Source organism: Thioclava sp. NG1, from assembly GCF_003122275.1.
Taxonomy (GTDB): domain Bacteria; phylum Pseudomonadota; class Alphaproteobacteria; order Rhodobacterales; family Rhodobacteraceae; genus Thioclava; species Thioclava nitratireducens.
The window spans coordinates 81,058-95,474 of record NZ_QFBB01000001.1; the positions used below are offsets into that span (position 1 = coordinate 81,058).

The window sequence follows — 14,417 nt, forward strand, 5'->3', positions numbered from 1 at the left end:
TTGTTGACCTCGGCACGCGCGGGAGGGATGCCCGGGGCCGTCTTGAAAAGGTTGGTTCGGAGCTTATTCGAAACAGACGCGGGTCGCACTTCGCAAACAGCGATCCGCCGGATTTGGATGACGTGCCGTCTCAGTCGAAGGCAATAGCGACGTTCCCGAAGGTGCCGAAATCGGCCTCGATCCGGGTCCCGGGCGGGCACTCGATCGGCGCGATGAACGAGCCCGACAGGATCACCTGCCCCGCCTCGATCCGCTGGCCGTATTGGCCCATTCGCCGCGCGAGCCAGACCAGCCCCTGCACCGGATCGTCCAGCACCGCCGCGCCTAGCCCGGTAGTTTCGACCTCGCCATCCTTGCGAAGGATCGCACCGGTCCAGCGCAGGTCGACCTTGGCCGGATCGTGGCGCGCCTCGCCCAGCACGATCCCCGCATTCGCCGCGTTGTCCGACACGGTATCGACAATCACACGCGCCTGCCCGGTCGCGGGATCGGCGCGCAGAATGCGGGTGTCGAGGATCTCCAGCGACGGGGCCACGTAATCGGTCGCCGCCAGCACCGCAGCGCGATCCGCCGTGGCATCGAGCGGCGCTTTCATCACGAAGGCGATCTCGGCCTCGACCCGCGGCTGGATGAAACGGCCCGCGGGCACGGTTGCGCCATTGGCGAACAGCATATCATCATAGAGCACGCCCGAATCCGGCGTCTCGATCTTCAGCGCGGCTTGCATCACCTTTGAGGTCAAACCGATCTTCCAGCCAAGGATCGACCGCCCCGCCGCCAGCTTGCGCGCCAATTGCGCCGACTGGATCGCATAGGCGTCGTCAAGCGTCATCTCCGGATGGCGCAGGCTCAGCAGCCCGATCTGTCTGCGCGCCTCTTCGGCGGCCAGCAACTCGTCGGCGGCCTGCGCGATCTGATCGGGGCTCAGCATGTCGGCTCATCCGCGACGGAGTTGCGCAACGAACCGATGCCTTCGGCCTCGACCTCGATCACGTCGCCCGGTTGCAGCCAGATCGGCGGATCGAACCGCGCTCCCGCCCCGGTCGGCGTGCCACACACGATCACGTCGCCTGGCGCCAGCGTCGTGAAGGTGGACACGTAATTCACGATATAGCGGAAATCGAAGATCATCCGGCCTGTGCGGTCTTTTTGCCTGATCTCGCCATTGACGCGGGTGGTCAGCTCGATGTCGTCCAGTTGCGCGGCCTCGCGGAACGGCACCAGCCACGGGCCCATCGCGCCTGAGCGGTCCCAGTTCTTGCCCTGGGTCACGTTGAATTTCGCATGGCGCACCCAGTCGCGGATCGTGCCCTCGTTGCACAGGGTCAGCGCGGCGATGTGATCGTAGGCGTCTTCCTTCGCGATCCGGCGACCCGCCTTGCCGATCACGATCGCCACCTCGCCCTCGTAATCGAGTTGCGAGCTTTCCGGCGGACGGATCAGCGGCTGGCCATGCCCGGTGAAGCTGCGCGGGAAGCGGATGAACATCGAGGGATAAGGCGGCGCGGCCTGCCCGTCCTTGTATTCCGCGTTGCGGTCGGGAAAGTTCACCCCGATGCAGATCAGCTTTTCAGGCGCGGCCATCGGGATCAGGAACTCGACCTCGTCGGCGCGGCAATCAGGCGCGCGGCCCTCCGCCGCCGCGATCACCTCTTCCAGCGCGCCGGCCTCGACGACCTGCTGCAGGGTCGCGAACCGCGCGCCGAACTCCGGCGTCAGATCGACGATGCCGCCATCCTGCACCACGCCGTAGCGATCCGTGCCAACGGTGCGAAACGCCGCGATGCGCGGCAGTGTCAGCGTCATGACATTCCTTCCTGTGAAAGTCCCAGGCCATCGAGAATGGCGCTGTAGGCGATGTCGATATCGGCTTCGCGCATCGCGAAGGACCCGGCCTGGAAGCGGATCGCAAGCTGGCTGCCGACCCGCGTTTGGGTAAGGTAGATGCGCCCGTCATCGTTGATCGCGCTCAGATGCGAGATCGTATCGTCGTCCGATGCGCCCGCGCGGCGAAACGAGAACAGCGACAGCACCGGGGCGGTCACGATCTCAACGCCCGGGGTTGCAGCCAGCCGGTCATGCAGCATCCCCGCCCAGCGAACGTGATCGCGGATCATCGCGCGCAGCCCCTCAAGCCCGTGAAAGCGCAGCAGGAACCACAGCTTGAGCGCGCGGAAACGGCGCCCCAGGGGGACGGACCATTCGGAATAGTTGACGACCCCATCGCGACCATGGGTCTTGAGATACTCGGGCTGGATCGCCAGCGTGCGCACCAGCATCTCGGGGTCGCGAATGAAATGGGCCGAGCAGTCGAAAGACGCGCCCAACCATTTATGCGGATTGAAGACGACGGAATCCGCACCCTCGATCCCGGCCCAAAGCGTGCGGAACTCGGGACAGATCATTGCGGAACCCGCCCAGGCCGCATCGACATGGATCAACAGATCATGGGCATGCGCGACCGCGACCAGCTCGCCAATATCGTCGCAGGCCCCGGTGCTGGTCGCCCCGACGCAGCCGATTACCCCGGCGGGCTGATACCCGGCCGCCAGGTCCGCGCGGATCGCCGCCTCCAGCGCTTCGGGCGGGAGCGCGCCACTACGCGGATCGGCGGGCAGTTTCACAAGGTTGTCCTGCCCGATCCCCGCGATCCAGATCGCCCGATCGATGGAGGAATGCACCTGATCCGAGCAATAGATCCGCAGGCGTAGCGCTTGACTGAGCCCCGCGCGATTTCCCTGCCAGCCCAACGTACGCTCGCGCATCATCAAGACCGCCGCCAGCGTCGCGGACGAGGCGCTGTCCTGAATGACGCCCGAGAACGCCTCGGGCAGCCCCAGCGCGTCGCGCAGCCATTCCATCATCCGGGTTTCCAGCTCGGTCGCGGCCGGAGAGGTCTGCCACAGCATGCATTGCGCGGCCATAGCGGTGACCAGATATTCCGCCACCACCGAGACAGGGGCGGCATTGCTGGGAAAGTAAGCGAAGAAGCGCGGATGCTGCCAATGGGTCATGCCCGGCTCGATCAGGCTCTCGAACTCGTCAAAGATCCGCTCCATTTCGCAGCCGTTCTCGGGCGGCCTGGGCGGGATCGCGCGGTAGATCTCGCCGGGCGTCGTGCGCGCGCGCACCGGGCGGGCATCGAGTGTTTCGCGATATTTAACGCCCCATTCCGCCGCGCGCCGCGACCATGTCTCGAAATCCTGAGCATCCATCCTGTCTCTCCTGCAAGGGTCTCGTGTACGGGGCCCGCTCACGGCGCGATGATCGGAGTGGCCTTCATGTCGCTGGCGACCGGCTCGACATCCTGAAACCGCGAGCCATGCTCGAACCACGAGCGCGGAGCGGGCGCCCCCCACAGCGTCTGACGCTGCGGGTCCTTCAGATCCCAGCGGATCGCCTCGAGATCGGAATCGACGGTCTGATAATCCGAGCAGTAGATCTCGATCCGGTGACCATCGGGATCGAGGATATACAGGAAGAACGCGTTCGAAATGCCGTGGCGGCCCGGTCCGCGCTCGATATTGGCGACATAGCCGGTGGTCGACATCAGGTCGAGCAGATCGATGATGTTGAGCGGCGTCGGCACCCAGAACGCGGTGTGATGCAAACGCGGGCCAAGCCCATTCGTGAAGGCGATGTCATGCACCCCGCCCTTGCGATGGGTCCATGCCGCCCAAAGCCGCCCGCTCTCTTCGTCCTCGGTATATTCGGTGACGCGGAAACCGATGCGATTGTAAAACTCGACCGCCTTGTCGACATCGCTGGCAAAGCAGTTGAAATGGTCGATCCGGAGCGGTTTGACGCCGTGATAGAGGGCGTATTTCTGGTGGATCGGCTCCAGCCGGTCCATCCGGAAATAGAACTCGATCGGCATGCCGAAACAGTCATGGGTGCGCAGGGTGCGGCCTTGATAAGGGCGCTCGACCCATTCGACCGAATGACCCTCGGCCTCGAACCAGTCATGCGCCTTGTCCAGCTCGCCCTCGTCGAACAGCTTGAAGGCGAGCGAGCGCACATTGGCCTCGGGCGTCTTGACCAGCACGACCGAGTGATGCCCGCGCTCTTCCATCGCACGCAGGAAGATATGACGATCGTCCTCGTCGGTCACCTGAAGCCCCAGCGTATCGACATAGAAGGCGCGGCTGGCGGCCAGATCGGTCACGCCGAAGACGACATGGCTGAGACGGATGATGTTGAACGGTGGATACAGGTTCGGGGCCGGAATGGGCATGTCTCGCTCCCTTGAGGAAAGATCGGGGCGGCCTCCTCCGACCGCCCTCTGTCGTTAGCCGAGGCGCGGCACGCGATGTGCCTGACGCGGGAAGGAAACGTTGACCGTCTCCATATAGAAATCGAAGGACCAGTCGCCGCCATCGCGCCCGATGCCGCTAGCCTTCACGCCGCCGAACGGGCTGGGCAGATGGCGCACGTTCTCTGAATTCACCCAAATCATGCCCGCCTCCAGCGCGTCGGTCATCCGCATGGCGCGATCCAGATCGGCAGTCCACAGATAGGCGGCCAACCCGTAATCGACGTCATTGGCCAAGGCGAGCGCCTCATCCTCGTCGGCGAAGGGGATCGCGGTCAGCACCGGGCCGAAGATTTCCTCCTGCGCAATGGTCATGTCGTTACGGGCTTGCGTGAACAGCGTGGGCGCGACGTAGCAGCCCTGATCGCCGACTTTCTTGGCGCCGGTCGCGATCGTCGCGCCTTCCTTGCGCGCGGTCTCGAAATAGGACAGCACCTTGGCCTCATGCTCGGGATGGATCAGCGGGCCGACCACCGTTTCAGGGTCGAGCGGATGGCCGACCTTGATATTCGCCGCCACCTTGGCGACGCGCGTGCAGACCTCGTCGTAGATGTTCTCCTGCACCAGAAGCCGAGAGGACGAGGTGCAGCGTTCGCCGTTGAGAGAGTAGATCATAAAGCTCGCGGCATCGACGGCGCGGTCGATGTCAGCATCGTCGAACACGATCACGGGGTTCTTCCCGCCGAGCTCGAAATGCACGCGCTTCAGCGTCGCCGCGCCCTGCGCCATGATCATCGAACCGGTGCGGCTTTCGCCCACGAACGCAATCGCCTTGATGTCGGGATGTTCGGTCAGCCGCTTGCCCGCATCCTCGCCGTAGCCGTTAACGAGGTTCAGAACCCCTCTCGGCAGCCCGGCCTCCTCGGCGATCTCGACCAGCAGCTTGGCGGTCATCGGCGAAAATTCGGCAGGCTTGTGCACCACCGTGCAGCCAGCCGCCAGCGCGGGGGCGATCTTCCAGGTGGATAGCATGAAGGGCGTGTTCCACGGGGTGATGACGCCCACGGGGCCGATCGGGCGGCGCGAGGTCACGTTCATCTGCGTCGCGTTGCGCAGAGCCTGACCATCCTCGGCCGCCGGAGCCTTATCCGCGAAGAACCGGAAATTGGCCGCACCACGCAGTGCCGCTTTCGACATGAAGCGCAGCGCCTGTCCGGTGTCGAGGCATTCGGTAAAGGCGATGCGCTCGGCATTCGCCTCGATCGCCTCGGCGACTTTGATCAGGAGCTTGCGGCGGTCGGTCCCGGGCATCTTGCTCCAGGTCTTGAACGCCTCTTTCGCAGCGGCGACCGCGCGGTCGATATCCTCGACCCCGCCTTTCGCGACCTTTGCCAGCGGCTTCAGATCGACGGGCGACAGCGTGTCGAACGTGGCACCGGATGCGGCCGCGACGCTTTCGCCTCCGATGTGATTGCGCACGCCGGTTTGCGCGAAATGCGCGATATAGCCTTCGGCACGGCGCAGGTTTTCCGTCAGATCGGTCATCACTTACCCTTGGCTTGGCCCGACAGGCGGGCGTGGATCGGTGTCTGCTTCCAGCTCAGCTCCGGATCGATCACCCGGATTTCGAGCGAGAGCGCGAAATGTTCGGTGGCCAGCGGACCGGCAAGCGCGGTCTGGGCGGCGGCAAAAATCGCGTCGCCCCCCGCGCGCAAGGTCGCCGTGTCCCGCCCTGCCCCCACCGAAAGCGTCAGCGCGGCGAAGTCGTTCTCCGGCAATCCGTCGGCCACGACCGCATGATCGGCGCGGAAGGCGCGCACTCGGATTCCGGCCACCGGGAACAGACCACATTCGACCATCGCGGCATGCAGCGCATGGCAGACCGCCGACATATCGACGCGCTCCGCCAGCCCTGCGGAATATTCGATCTTGAGATGCGGCACGATTCTCCTCCCGTGCTTTTCATTAACATGTTAAGCTTATCCAGACTTGTCAACTGCTCCAAACCCACCGATTTTGCGCGCCACCTGACAGGAACGAGGTTTCGATGCCCCAAGACAGCGCCCCCCGACAGCGGCCCGACGGGTTCGAGTTGAACGCCCCGCGTCGCTCCTTGCCGATCGCCCTGCTGCGGGCGCGGGAATTGGTGATGGAGCGGTTCCGCCCGATGCTCAACGCGCATGACGTGACCGAGCAGCAATGGCGCGTGTTGCGGGTGCTGCGCGAGAGCGGACCGCTCGACGCCACGATGCTGGCCGAACGTGCCTGCGTGCTGGCCCCTTCGCTGACCCGGATGCTGCGCGCGCTCGAGACTCGTGGATTGATCGAAATCCGCCGCGACGGCGAAGACCGCAGACGGGCCCGCGTCGGCCTGAGCGAGGCCGGCACCGCCTTCCTTCGTGACGTCTCGCCGCAAAGCGCAGAGATCTATGCCAAGCTCGAGGCCGAAATCGGCGCAGAGCGGATCACCCGGCTTCTCGATGAGCTTGAAGCTTTCGTCGCCGCGCTGGAACATGACGAGCGCGCGTGAAACAGCCCGGATTGGCGCGCGCTTCGCGATCCCGCCCTCCAGTGCCGCGGCGCATCCCGAGGAAACCCCGCGTCAAGCGGTGAATGCGATGAATTGAAATCGCCCGGCCCAAAGCAGCCGACCGGGCGTTCTGCGATCAGACCGCCGCGAGACCCGCATCGAGGGCGTTGAGGATCGTCGCAATATTGCCTTCGGTCACGATCAACGAGGGCGACAGGATCACGTTGTTGCCCGACACCCGAACCATTGCGCCCGTTTCGTAGGCACCGCGGTGGACCTTGGCGATGCTGGCCTTGTCGATCGGCGCCTTGGTCGCGCGGTCCGAAACCAGCTCCAGCGCGCACATCAAGCCACGCCCACCCCGCACATCGCCCACGATGTCGTGTTTCTCCTGAAGCGCCAAGAGCCCTTCGTGAAGCTGCGTTCCACGGGCTGCCGCGTTGTCCTTGACGTTGAGCGCCTGCGTTTCCTTCAGGCAGGCGATAGCCGCCGCCGCGCCGACCGGATGGCCCGAATAGGTGTAGCCCGACCCGATCGCCGCCTTGCCGCTGGTGTCGGATTCGAAGACTTCCGCGACGCGGCCCGAGATCATCACGGCGCCGAAGGGGAAATAGCCGTTGGTGATCGCCTTGGCGGTGGTCATCATGTCCGGCTGAACGCCCCAGAGCCGCGAACCCGACCATGCGCCAGTGCGACCGAAGGCGGTGATCACCTCGTCGGCGATCAGTAGAATGCCGTATTTGTCACAGATCGCGCGCACGCCGGGCATGAAGCTTTCGTGGGGAACGATCACGCCGCCTGCGCCCAGGATCGGCTCCATGATCATCGCGGCGATCGTCTCCGCGCCCTGGAACTTGATCTCGTCTTCCAGCGCGGCGAGGCAAAGCTGGGCCAGCTTCTCGGGATCTGTCTCGTTGAAGGGGTTGCGATAAGTATAGGGTGCCGGGATGTGGTAGCAGCCCGGCATCAGCGGTTCGTACTGGGTTCGGAAATTGGCGTTGCCGTTGACGCTCGCGCCCAACGTATGGGTGCCGTGATAGCCCTTCTTGAGCGAGAGGTATTTCACCCGCCCCGCCTCGCCGCGCACCTTGTGATATTGCCGCGCCAGACGCAGCGCGATCTCGACCGAATCCGAACCGCCCGAAGTGTAGAAGGCGCGCTCCAGCCCGTCGGGGGCGAAGAATTCGGCGAGCATCTCCCCCAGTTCGATCACCGCGTCATTCGTGGTGCCGCGAAAGATCGAGTAATAGGGCAGACGGTCGAGCTGCGCGGCAATGGCGTCCTTCACCGGCTGGCACGAGAACCCTAGATTGACGTTCCACAGCCCGCCCACGCCGTCGACCGTCTTGTGGCCATCGACATCGGTGATCGTCACACCGTCGCCGGCGACGATGATCTCGGGCAGGTTCTTCTGGCTATCCGCAGGGTGCGCCATCGGGTGCCAGATCGAACGGGCGTTACGCTCTTTCAGGAAATTCTCGTCTTTCATGTCGGTCCTCATCATAGGCCCAACAGGCGCAGCGCGGTGGCGTAGCCCTGGGCGGGAGATTGCACGTCGAAGTGAACGGGGATCATGCCGACAGCCTCGGCGCCGCGAATGTTGCGCAGCTGGTCATCGACGAAAACGCAGGCTTCGGCCGGAAGGCCGAGCGCGTCGAGCACACCTTGATAGGCGCGCGGATCGGGTTTCAGAATCTTGGTGTAAGTCGCGTCGATCACGGCGTCAAAGCGGCGCAGGAAGGGCAGCTTCTTGGGGAAGTCGGCGCCGTAGAACAGGTCGAGCTCGTTGGACAGGATAGCGAGGCGGCACCCTGCAGCCTCGGCCTTGTCGATCGCCGCGAGGAATTCCGGGCGGATCACGTCGGCAGGGCTCGCCCCGCGCGCCGCGCGCACGAAATCGGACATCTCGCTCCAATCGCATCCGACCAGAGCCGCCACCTCCTGCGTGCGCTGGCGCCAATAGTCGCGCTCCGAGATTTCATCTGCCTGCATCGCGCGCCAGAGCGGGTCGGTCTGAGGCTCGAACGGACCGCGCCAGTTCAAGCTTCCCGAAGCGAGCCCCAACGCAACCTCGGTCAGATCATGCGTTTCGAAAAGCGTGCGTGAGATCACGCCACCGAAGTCGAGCACGAGCGCGCGCTCAGCCATGCGACACCTCGCGCTGTTGATAATCCGCAGGAAGCGAACCGCCCATGAGCTCGGACAGACGGGGCACCCATTTTCGCAGCGCCTCCACCATGGCTGCGCGTTTGTCGCCCACCGCGCGCGACGAAGGGACCGCGATCGAAACCGCGCCGATCACCGCGCCACCGAGCCCGAAAATCGGCCCCGCGAGGGAGGAAACCTCGTCGTCGAAGCCCTTCTCCACCCAGACGCTGCCATTGGCACGGCATTCCGCCAGCTTTTCGCGCAGACTATCGGGATCGACGACGGTCTGGGCGGTGAAGCTCTCGAGCGGCGCATCCAGAACCCGCGCCCGTAGATCGTCTCCGCCGAAGCAGAGCATCACCAAACCAGAGGCGGTCGCGTGCAGGGGCAGAAGCTGCGACTCGTCGAACGCGACCTGCGTCCCGTGCAGGCGCGGATCGTGATGCACGACCGGCGACAGCTGTTGGCCTTGCAACAGAGAGACATGGACCAGCTCGCCGACCTCCTGCGCCATCTCTTCGATGAACGGACGCAATACCGACCGCAGCGGCATATTCGCTTCGCGCACGCCATAGAGACGCAGAATCGCGGGGCCCAGCCGATAGCGACGCGTCTCCGGGTTCTGTTCCAGAAAGCCGCATTCGGCCAGTTCGACGAGATGGCGGTGCACGGTGGCCTTATCGCGCTGCGTGAGGCGAACATACTCGCCGAGCCCGATCTCGGGACGCTGAGTGGAAATATAATCCAGCAATTCCAATGCCTTTTTGATCGTTCCCATCGAGCCCTTTGGCAGCCTCCCGTAAAATTTCCGTTCGTTGCAACTGAAACGTTGACAGAAAAGAAAACCCGATGCAAGAATATTTGCTACCAACGGTTCAAATAATAAACCACTCAACAGGAGAGCTTCATGACGTCGACCTTCAAGCTGCTGGCAGGGGCGCTCGCCCTCGGCCTCCCGCTTGCCGCGGGCCTGCCCGCGCAGGCCGAGTATCCAGAGAAACCCGTCGAATTCGTCGTTCCGTTCCCGCCGGGCGATCTGGAAGACGTGCTGACCCGGATGATCGCGGACGAGTTCCAGAAGACCTATGGCGTTCCCGCTGCCGTGGTGAACAAGCCCGGCGGCGGCGGCGGCCCCTTCCCCGGTGCGGCCGAAGTCGCGCAGGCGCCCGCCGATGGCTACACTATCGGTTCTTTCGTGATCGACGTGCCGGTGGTCGGCCCTTCGGTCGGCATCCCCGCGCTCAGCCCCGATCCGTTCGAGCCGGTGGGCATCTTCCTGACCTACCCGTTCGTCATCGCGGCCTCCAAGGACGCGCCTTACGCGACGATCGATGAACTCGCGACCTACGCCAAGGACCACGATGTCGCCCTGGGGCATTTCGGTTCCTTCCTGATCCCGACGCAGGTGACCTTCGCGCTCGCAAAGAAGAAGGGTTTCGATTTCGGCTCCGAGGCTGCGTTCGACGCGCTGGACTGCAACACGCTGGCTTCGGGCGATGCGGACGTGATCAACACGACGCTGCAACTGATCCTGCCCTGCCTCGACGATGTGAACGTGATGGCCTCGATCGGAGAGAAGCGCATTCCGCTGACGCCCGACACGCCGACCGTCGGCGAGCTGGAACCGGATCTCGACCTGGCGCTGTGGGATGGCCTCTTCGTCAAGAAAGGCACCCCCGAAGACGTGCGCCAGAAGATCGCCGCCGTCGCCGAAAAGGTCATGAGTTCGGACAAGGCCAAGGAACTGGCCGATCAGACCGGTGCGCTGGTCTACTGGCAGGATGCGGCGACCGCGCAGCAGCGCATCGCGCATGATAGTGAAACCCTCGGCACGATCGACGGTCTCATCAATGGCGAATGAGCCGTCCTCCTCGGGTCCCGCGCGCAAGGAACCACCGCGCGCGGGTGCCCGCTCGGTCCGGGCGATCCGCACCAAGAACCTGGAAGATCTGTTCAAACGCTATCGCCGTCCCGGAGACATGGCCTTCGCCGTGCTGTTCTTCGCACTCTCGATCGGATTGCTGATCGCCCTGCCCTGGCAGACCGAATGGGTCAAGCGCACCAAGACCTACGCACAGCCCGCATTCTGGCCGATGGTCTCGATCTTCGCGATGGTCGTGTTCAGCATGTTTCACCTGCTCGGCTCGTTCGTCTCGGAGCGCATTCCCGGGCGCTGGCGCGAAGTCGCGCAATGGCTGCGCTCGCTCGAATATGCCGTGTGGTTCATGGTCTATGTCGCGCTGGTGCCGCTCATCGGCTACCTGCTCGCCACGATCCTGTTCAGCTGCACGATGACGCTGCGCCTCGGCTATCGCGGCTGGCGCTGGATGCTGGTCTCCGTGCTGTTTTCCGTTGTCGTCGTGGTGCTTTTCAAAAGCTTCCTGCAAGTAAAAATTCCTGCCGGAATGATCTACGAGGCCGCGCCTGCGCCCTTCCGCGCAATTCTGATGACCTACTTCTAAGGAGCGTCCCTGATGGACATGCTGCTTTCCGGCGCAGAGATGCTGATGCGCCTCGACGTTATGGTCGCTCTCTTGATCGGCTCGATCGGCGGGGTGGTCATCGGTGCGATCCCCGGTGTCGGCCCTGCCGTCGCGATCGCCATCCTGCTGCCCGCGACCTTCGCAATGCCGCCGCTGGTCGGCTTGACCATGCTGCTGGGCATCTACGGCTCGTCGATGTTTGGCGGCTCGCTTCCCGCGATCCTGATCAACACGCCCGGTACGGCAGTCAACGCATTGACCACCTATGACGGCCACCCGATGACGAAGAAGGGCGAAGCGCTGCGCGCGCTCGGCCTCGCCTATGGTGCCTCGTTCTTCGGTGGCATCGCCTCGATCATCGCTCTGATCCTGCTCTCGCCGGTGCTTGCGAAGATCGCGCCGATGTTCGGCTCGCGCGAGATTTTCCTGGCCGCACTGCTGGGCATCGTCCTGGTGATCCTCGCCCATCGCGGCCAGACTTTCGCGGCCGGCATGCTGGCGGCCTTCGGGATATTTCTGCAGACCGTAGGTCTGGAGCCCGTCAAATACACGATGCGCTTCACCTTTGGTTTCGACTTCCTCAACTCGGGCTTCGACCTGATCGTGGTGGTCCTCGGACTGTTCGCGCTGAGCCAGGCGTTCCTGCTGCTGATTGAGCCGGAATCCGCACCGCATGCGCAACGCATCGAAGGCTCGATGGGACGCGCGATGATGGGTGTGCTGCGCCACAAGCGGGTGGCGGGGTTTGCCGCGAGTTGCGGCGTGATGATGGGGATGATCCCCGGCGTCGGCGAGTTTACCGCGCAGTTTCTATCTTACACCTACGCGCAGAAGACCTCGAAGACGCCCGAGGAATTCGGCAAGGGCAGCCCTGAAGGCCTGATCGCCTCGGAGGCCGCAAATAACGCAGTGCCTGCCGCGGCAATGATCCCGCTTCTGGCGCTTGGCATTCCCGGTGAGGCCCTGACCGCGATGATGCTGTCGGTCTTCTACGTCCATAACGTGATCCCCGGCCCGCAGCTGTTCCAGAACAAGCTCGATTTCGTCTACGCGCTCTATATCGCGATGATCCTGCTCAACATCATCGTGGTGCTGTTCATGCTCGTCTCGTCGAACTGGCTGCTCAAGATCATCCAGATCCCGACGCGTTTCCTCGGCATGATGATCCTCGTGCTCAGCTTCGTGGGCGTCTATTCGTTGCGCAATTCGATCGTGGACTGCGCGATTGCTGCGGCGTTTGGCGTCCTCGGCCTGATCCTGAAACGGCAAAACCTGCCGATCGTGCCGATAGTTCTGGGCATGGTTCTGGGCGGCATCATGGAGACCAAGCTGCGGTCGTCGATGGCCCGCGTGCACGTGCCGATCGACTTCTTCGACCGCCCGATCGCGGCGATCCTTGGTCTGGCGATCTGCGGGCTTCTGATCGCCCATTTCGCGAGCCTCTACCGCGAGCGCCAGAACCGCGAGCCAGAGGGTGCGCACGACCACGACATGCACGACAGTTTCACGAGGTAAGCAATGCTCGATATCGACAAGATCGCCGCGCTGCGCAGCGCCGACGTTCCCCCTGCCCTGCATCTGATCGAGGGCGCGGCGCAGCCCGCCTCCGACGGTGGCACCCTGCCGGTGATCTCCCCGCTCGACGGGAAGGAACTCACCACGCTGGCGCGCGGCACGGCTGCCGATGCCGAAGCGGCGATTGCCAGTGCGCGGGCGGCTTTCGACGACGGGCGCTGGTCAGGGCTCGCCCCGGGCGCGCGCAAGGCGGTGATGTTGAAATGGGCCGCCCTGATCGAGGCGAACGCGCTCGAACTCGCCGTTCTGGGTGTGCGCGACAATGGCACCGAGATCGGCATGGCGCTGAAGGCCGAACCGTTCTCGGCTGCCGCGACGATCCGCTACTATGCCGAGGCGATCGACAAGATCTATGGCGAGATCGCCCCCACCGCGCCCGACGCGCTGGGGCTGGTGCATCGCGAACCCGTCGGCGTGGTCGGCGCGATCGTGCCGTGGAATTTCCCGCTGATGATTGGCGCATGGAAACTGGGTCCGGCGCTGGCGGCGGGCAATACGGTCGTGCTGAAACCGGCCGAGACCGCGTCGCTCACGCTGCGCCGGGTCGCCGATCTGGCGCTCGAGGCCGGGATACCCCCGGGCGTCTTCAACGTCGTACTGGGCGAAGGCGCGGTGGTCGGCGAAGCGATGACGCTGTCGATGGAGATCGACGTGATGGTTTTCACCGGCTCCGCCCCGGTCGGTCGGCGTCTGCTGGAAAATGCCGCGAAGTCGAACCTCAAGCGCGTCTATCTGGAGTTGGGCGGCAAGTCCCCCAATATCGTCTTTGCCGACGCGCCCGATCTGGACACGGCCGTGAAGGTCGCCGCCAACGGCATCTTCCGCAATTCGGGGCAAGTCTGCATCGCCGGATCGCGACTGCTGGTCGAGCGGTCGATCCATGACGCGTTCGTCGAGAAGCTGCGCGCCTTTACCGAGACGATGCAGGTGGGCGACCCGCTCGATCCCGCGACGCAGGCCGGGGCGGTGAACTCCGCCCGCCAGCTGGAGCAGAACCTGCGCTTCGTCAGCGAGGCCGAGGCCGCGGGGCGTCAGGTCTTCGGCGGCAAGCGCATCCGCGAGGAAACTGGCGGCTTCTTCATGGAGCCCACGATAGTCACCGGGGTCGCCCCCGAAGATCCGATCGCGCAGCGCGAAGTCTTCGGCCCGGTTCTGGCGGTTATCCCCTTCGATACCGAGGAAGAGGCCCTGCAAATCGCCAACGGCACCGATTACGGGCTCGCCGCGGCCGTCTGGACCGCAGATCTGAGCCGCGCGCACCGGATGATCCGGGGCATCCACGCGGGGCTCGTGCATGTGAACACCTATGGCGGATCCGACCTGACAGTGCCCCTGGGCGGCGTCAAGCAATCGGGCAACGGGCATGACAAGTCTCTGCATGCGTTCGACAAATATCTCGATCTGAAAACCGCTTGGATCAAACTGTGAG

14 protein-coding genes are annotated in these 14,417 nt (G+C 64.2%); 5 read left to right on the forward strand and 9 right to left on the reverse strand.

Annotation, left to right across the window (positions count from 1 at the left end; all coding sequences use genetic code 11):
- Positions 1–130 precede the first annotated feature (130 nt).
- Genes DEM26_RS00390 through DEM26_RS00415 form a run of 6 tightly spaced genes read right to left on the reverse strand, consistent with a single transcriptional unit; the run spans position 131 to position 6,195 of the window.
- Positions 131–928 carry a 2-oxo-hepta-3-ene-1,7-dioic acid hydratase gene (locus tag DEM26_RS00390; protein ID WP_199224617.1) on the reverse strand — a complete coding sequence of 266 codons (798 nt, stop codon included), beginning with the start codon at positions 926–928 and terminating at the stop codon, positions 131–133.
- Entirely contained in the window at positions 925–1,806 is an 882-nt protein-coding gene (locus DEM26_RS00395) for a fumarylacetoacetate hydrolase family protein (protein ID WP_109171461.1), read from the reverse strand. The genes DEM26_RS00390 and DEM26_RS00395 overlap by 4 nt, the downstream gene beginning before the upstream one ends.
- Positions 1,803–3,215 (reverse strand): pyridoxal phosphate-dependent decarboxylase family protein, encoded by a 1,413-nt coding sequence (locus tag DEM26_RS00400; RefSeq protein ID WP_109171462.1) that lies wholly within the window; start codon positions 3,213–3,215, stop codon positions 1,803–1,805. The genes DEM26_RS00395 and DEM26_RS00400 overlap by 4 nt, the downstream gene beginning before the upstream one ends.
- 38 nt (positions 3,216–3,253) lie before the next feature.
- Entirely contained in the window at positions 3,254–4,234 is a 981-nt protein-coding gene (hpaD, locus tag DEM26_RS00405) for a 3,4-dihydroxyphenylacetate 2,3-dioxygenase (protein WP_109171463.1), read from the reverse strand.
- 54 nt (positions 4,235–4,288) lie between these two features.
- On the reverse strand, positions 4,289–5,797 hold the full coding sequence (hpaE, locus tag DEM26_RS00410; RefSeq protein WP_109171464.1) for a 5-carboxymethyl-2-hydroxymuconate semialdehyde dehydrogenase: 1,509 nt from the start codon (positions 5,795–5,797) through the stop codon (positions 4,289–4,291).
- Positions 5,797–6,195, reverse strand: coding sequence for a 5-carboxymethyl-2-hydroxymuconate Delta-isomerase (locus DEM26_RS00415; RefSeq protein WP_075774255.1), 399 nt, complete (start codon positions 6,193–6,195; stop codon positions 5,797–5,799). Before DEM26_RS00415 ends, hpaE begins: the two co-directional genes overlap by 1 nt.
- 104 nt (positions 6,196–6,299) lie before the next feature.
- On the opposite strand from DEM26_RS00415, the gene hpaR reads away from it, so the two are divergent.
- Positions 6,300–6,782 carry a homoprotocatechuate degradation operon regulator HpaR gene (hpaR, locus tag DEM26_RS00420; protein ID WP_075774254.1) on the forward strand — a complete coding sequence of 161 codons (483 nt, stop codon included), beginning with the start codon at positions 6,300–6,302 and terminating at the stop codon, positions 6,780–6,782.
- 136 nt (positions 6,783–6,918) lie between these two features.
- On the opposite strand, the gene DEM26_RS00425 is transcribed toward hpaR, so the two are convergent.
- Genes DEM26_RS00425 through DEM26_RS00435 form a run of 3 tightly spaced genes read right to left on the reverse strand, consistent with a single transcriptional unit; the run spans position 6,919 to position 9,825 of the window.
- Entirely contained in the window at positions 6,919–8,271 is a 1,353-nt protein-coding gene (locus tag DEM26_RS00425) for an aminotransferase class III-fold pyridoxal phosphate-dependent enzyme (RefSeq protein ID WP_109171465.1), read from the reverse strand.
- Between the two features lie 11 nt (positions 8,272–8,282).
- Positions 8,283–8,930, reverse strand: coding sequence for an HAD-IA family hydrolase (locus DEM26_RS00430; RefSeq protein ID WP_109171466.1), 648 nt, complete (start codon positions 8,928–8,930; stop codon positions 8,283–8,285).
- On the reverse strand, positions 8,923–9,825 hold the full coding sequence (locus tag DEM26_RS00435) for an IclR family transcriptional regulator (protein ID WP_233242983.1): 903 nt from the start codon (positions 9,823–9,825) through the stop codon (positions 8,923–8,925). The genes DEM26_RS00430 and DEM26_RS00435 overlap by 8 nt, the downstream gene beginning before the upstream one ends.
- A gap of 12 nt (positions 9,826–9,837) precedes the next feature.
- Between DEM26_RS00435 and DEM26_RS00440 the strand changes: the two genes are divergently transcribed.
- Genes DEM26_RS00440 through DEM26_RS00455 form a run of 4 tightly spaced genes read left to right on the forward strand, consistent with a single transcriptional unit; the run spans position 9,838 to position 14,416 of the window.
- A complete protein-coding gene (locus DEM26_RS00440; protein WP_088719728.1) occupies positions 9,838–10,791 on the forward strand; it encodes a tripartite tricarboxylate transporter substrate binding protein in 954 nt (317 codons plus the stop codon).
- Positions 10,781–11,392 carry a tripartite tricarboxylate transporter TctB family protein gene (locus DEM26_RS00445; protein ID WP_109171467.1) on the forward strand — a complete coding sequence of 204 codons (612 nt, stop codon included), beginning with the start codon at positions 10,781–10,783 and terminating at the stop codon, positions 11,390–11,392. Before DEM26_RS00440 ends, DEM26_RS00445 begins: the two co-directional genes overlap by 11 nt.
- Before the next feature lie 12 nt (positions 11,393–11,404).
- Positions 11,405–12,928, forward strand: coding sequence for a tripartite tricarboxylate transporter permease (locus tag DEM26_RS00450; protein WP_088722455.1), 1,524 nt, complete (start codon positions 11,405–11,407; stop codon positions 12,926–12,928).
- A gap of 3 nt (positions 12,929–12,931) precedes the next feature.
- A complete protein-coding gene (locus DEM26_RS00455) occupies positions 12,932–14,416 on the forward strand; it encodes an aldehyde dehydrogenase (protein ID WP_109171468.1) in 1,485 nt (494 codons plus the stop codon).
- Position 14,417 lies beyond the last annotated feature (1 nt).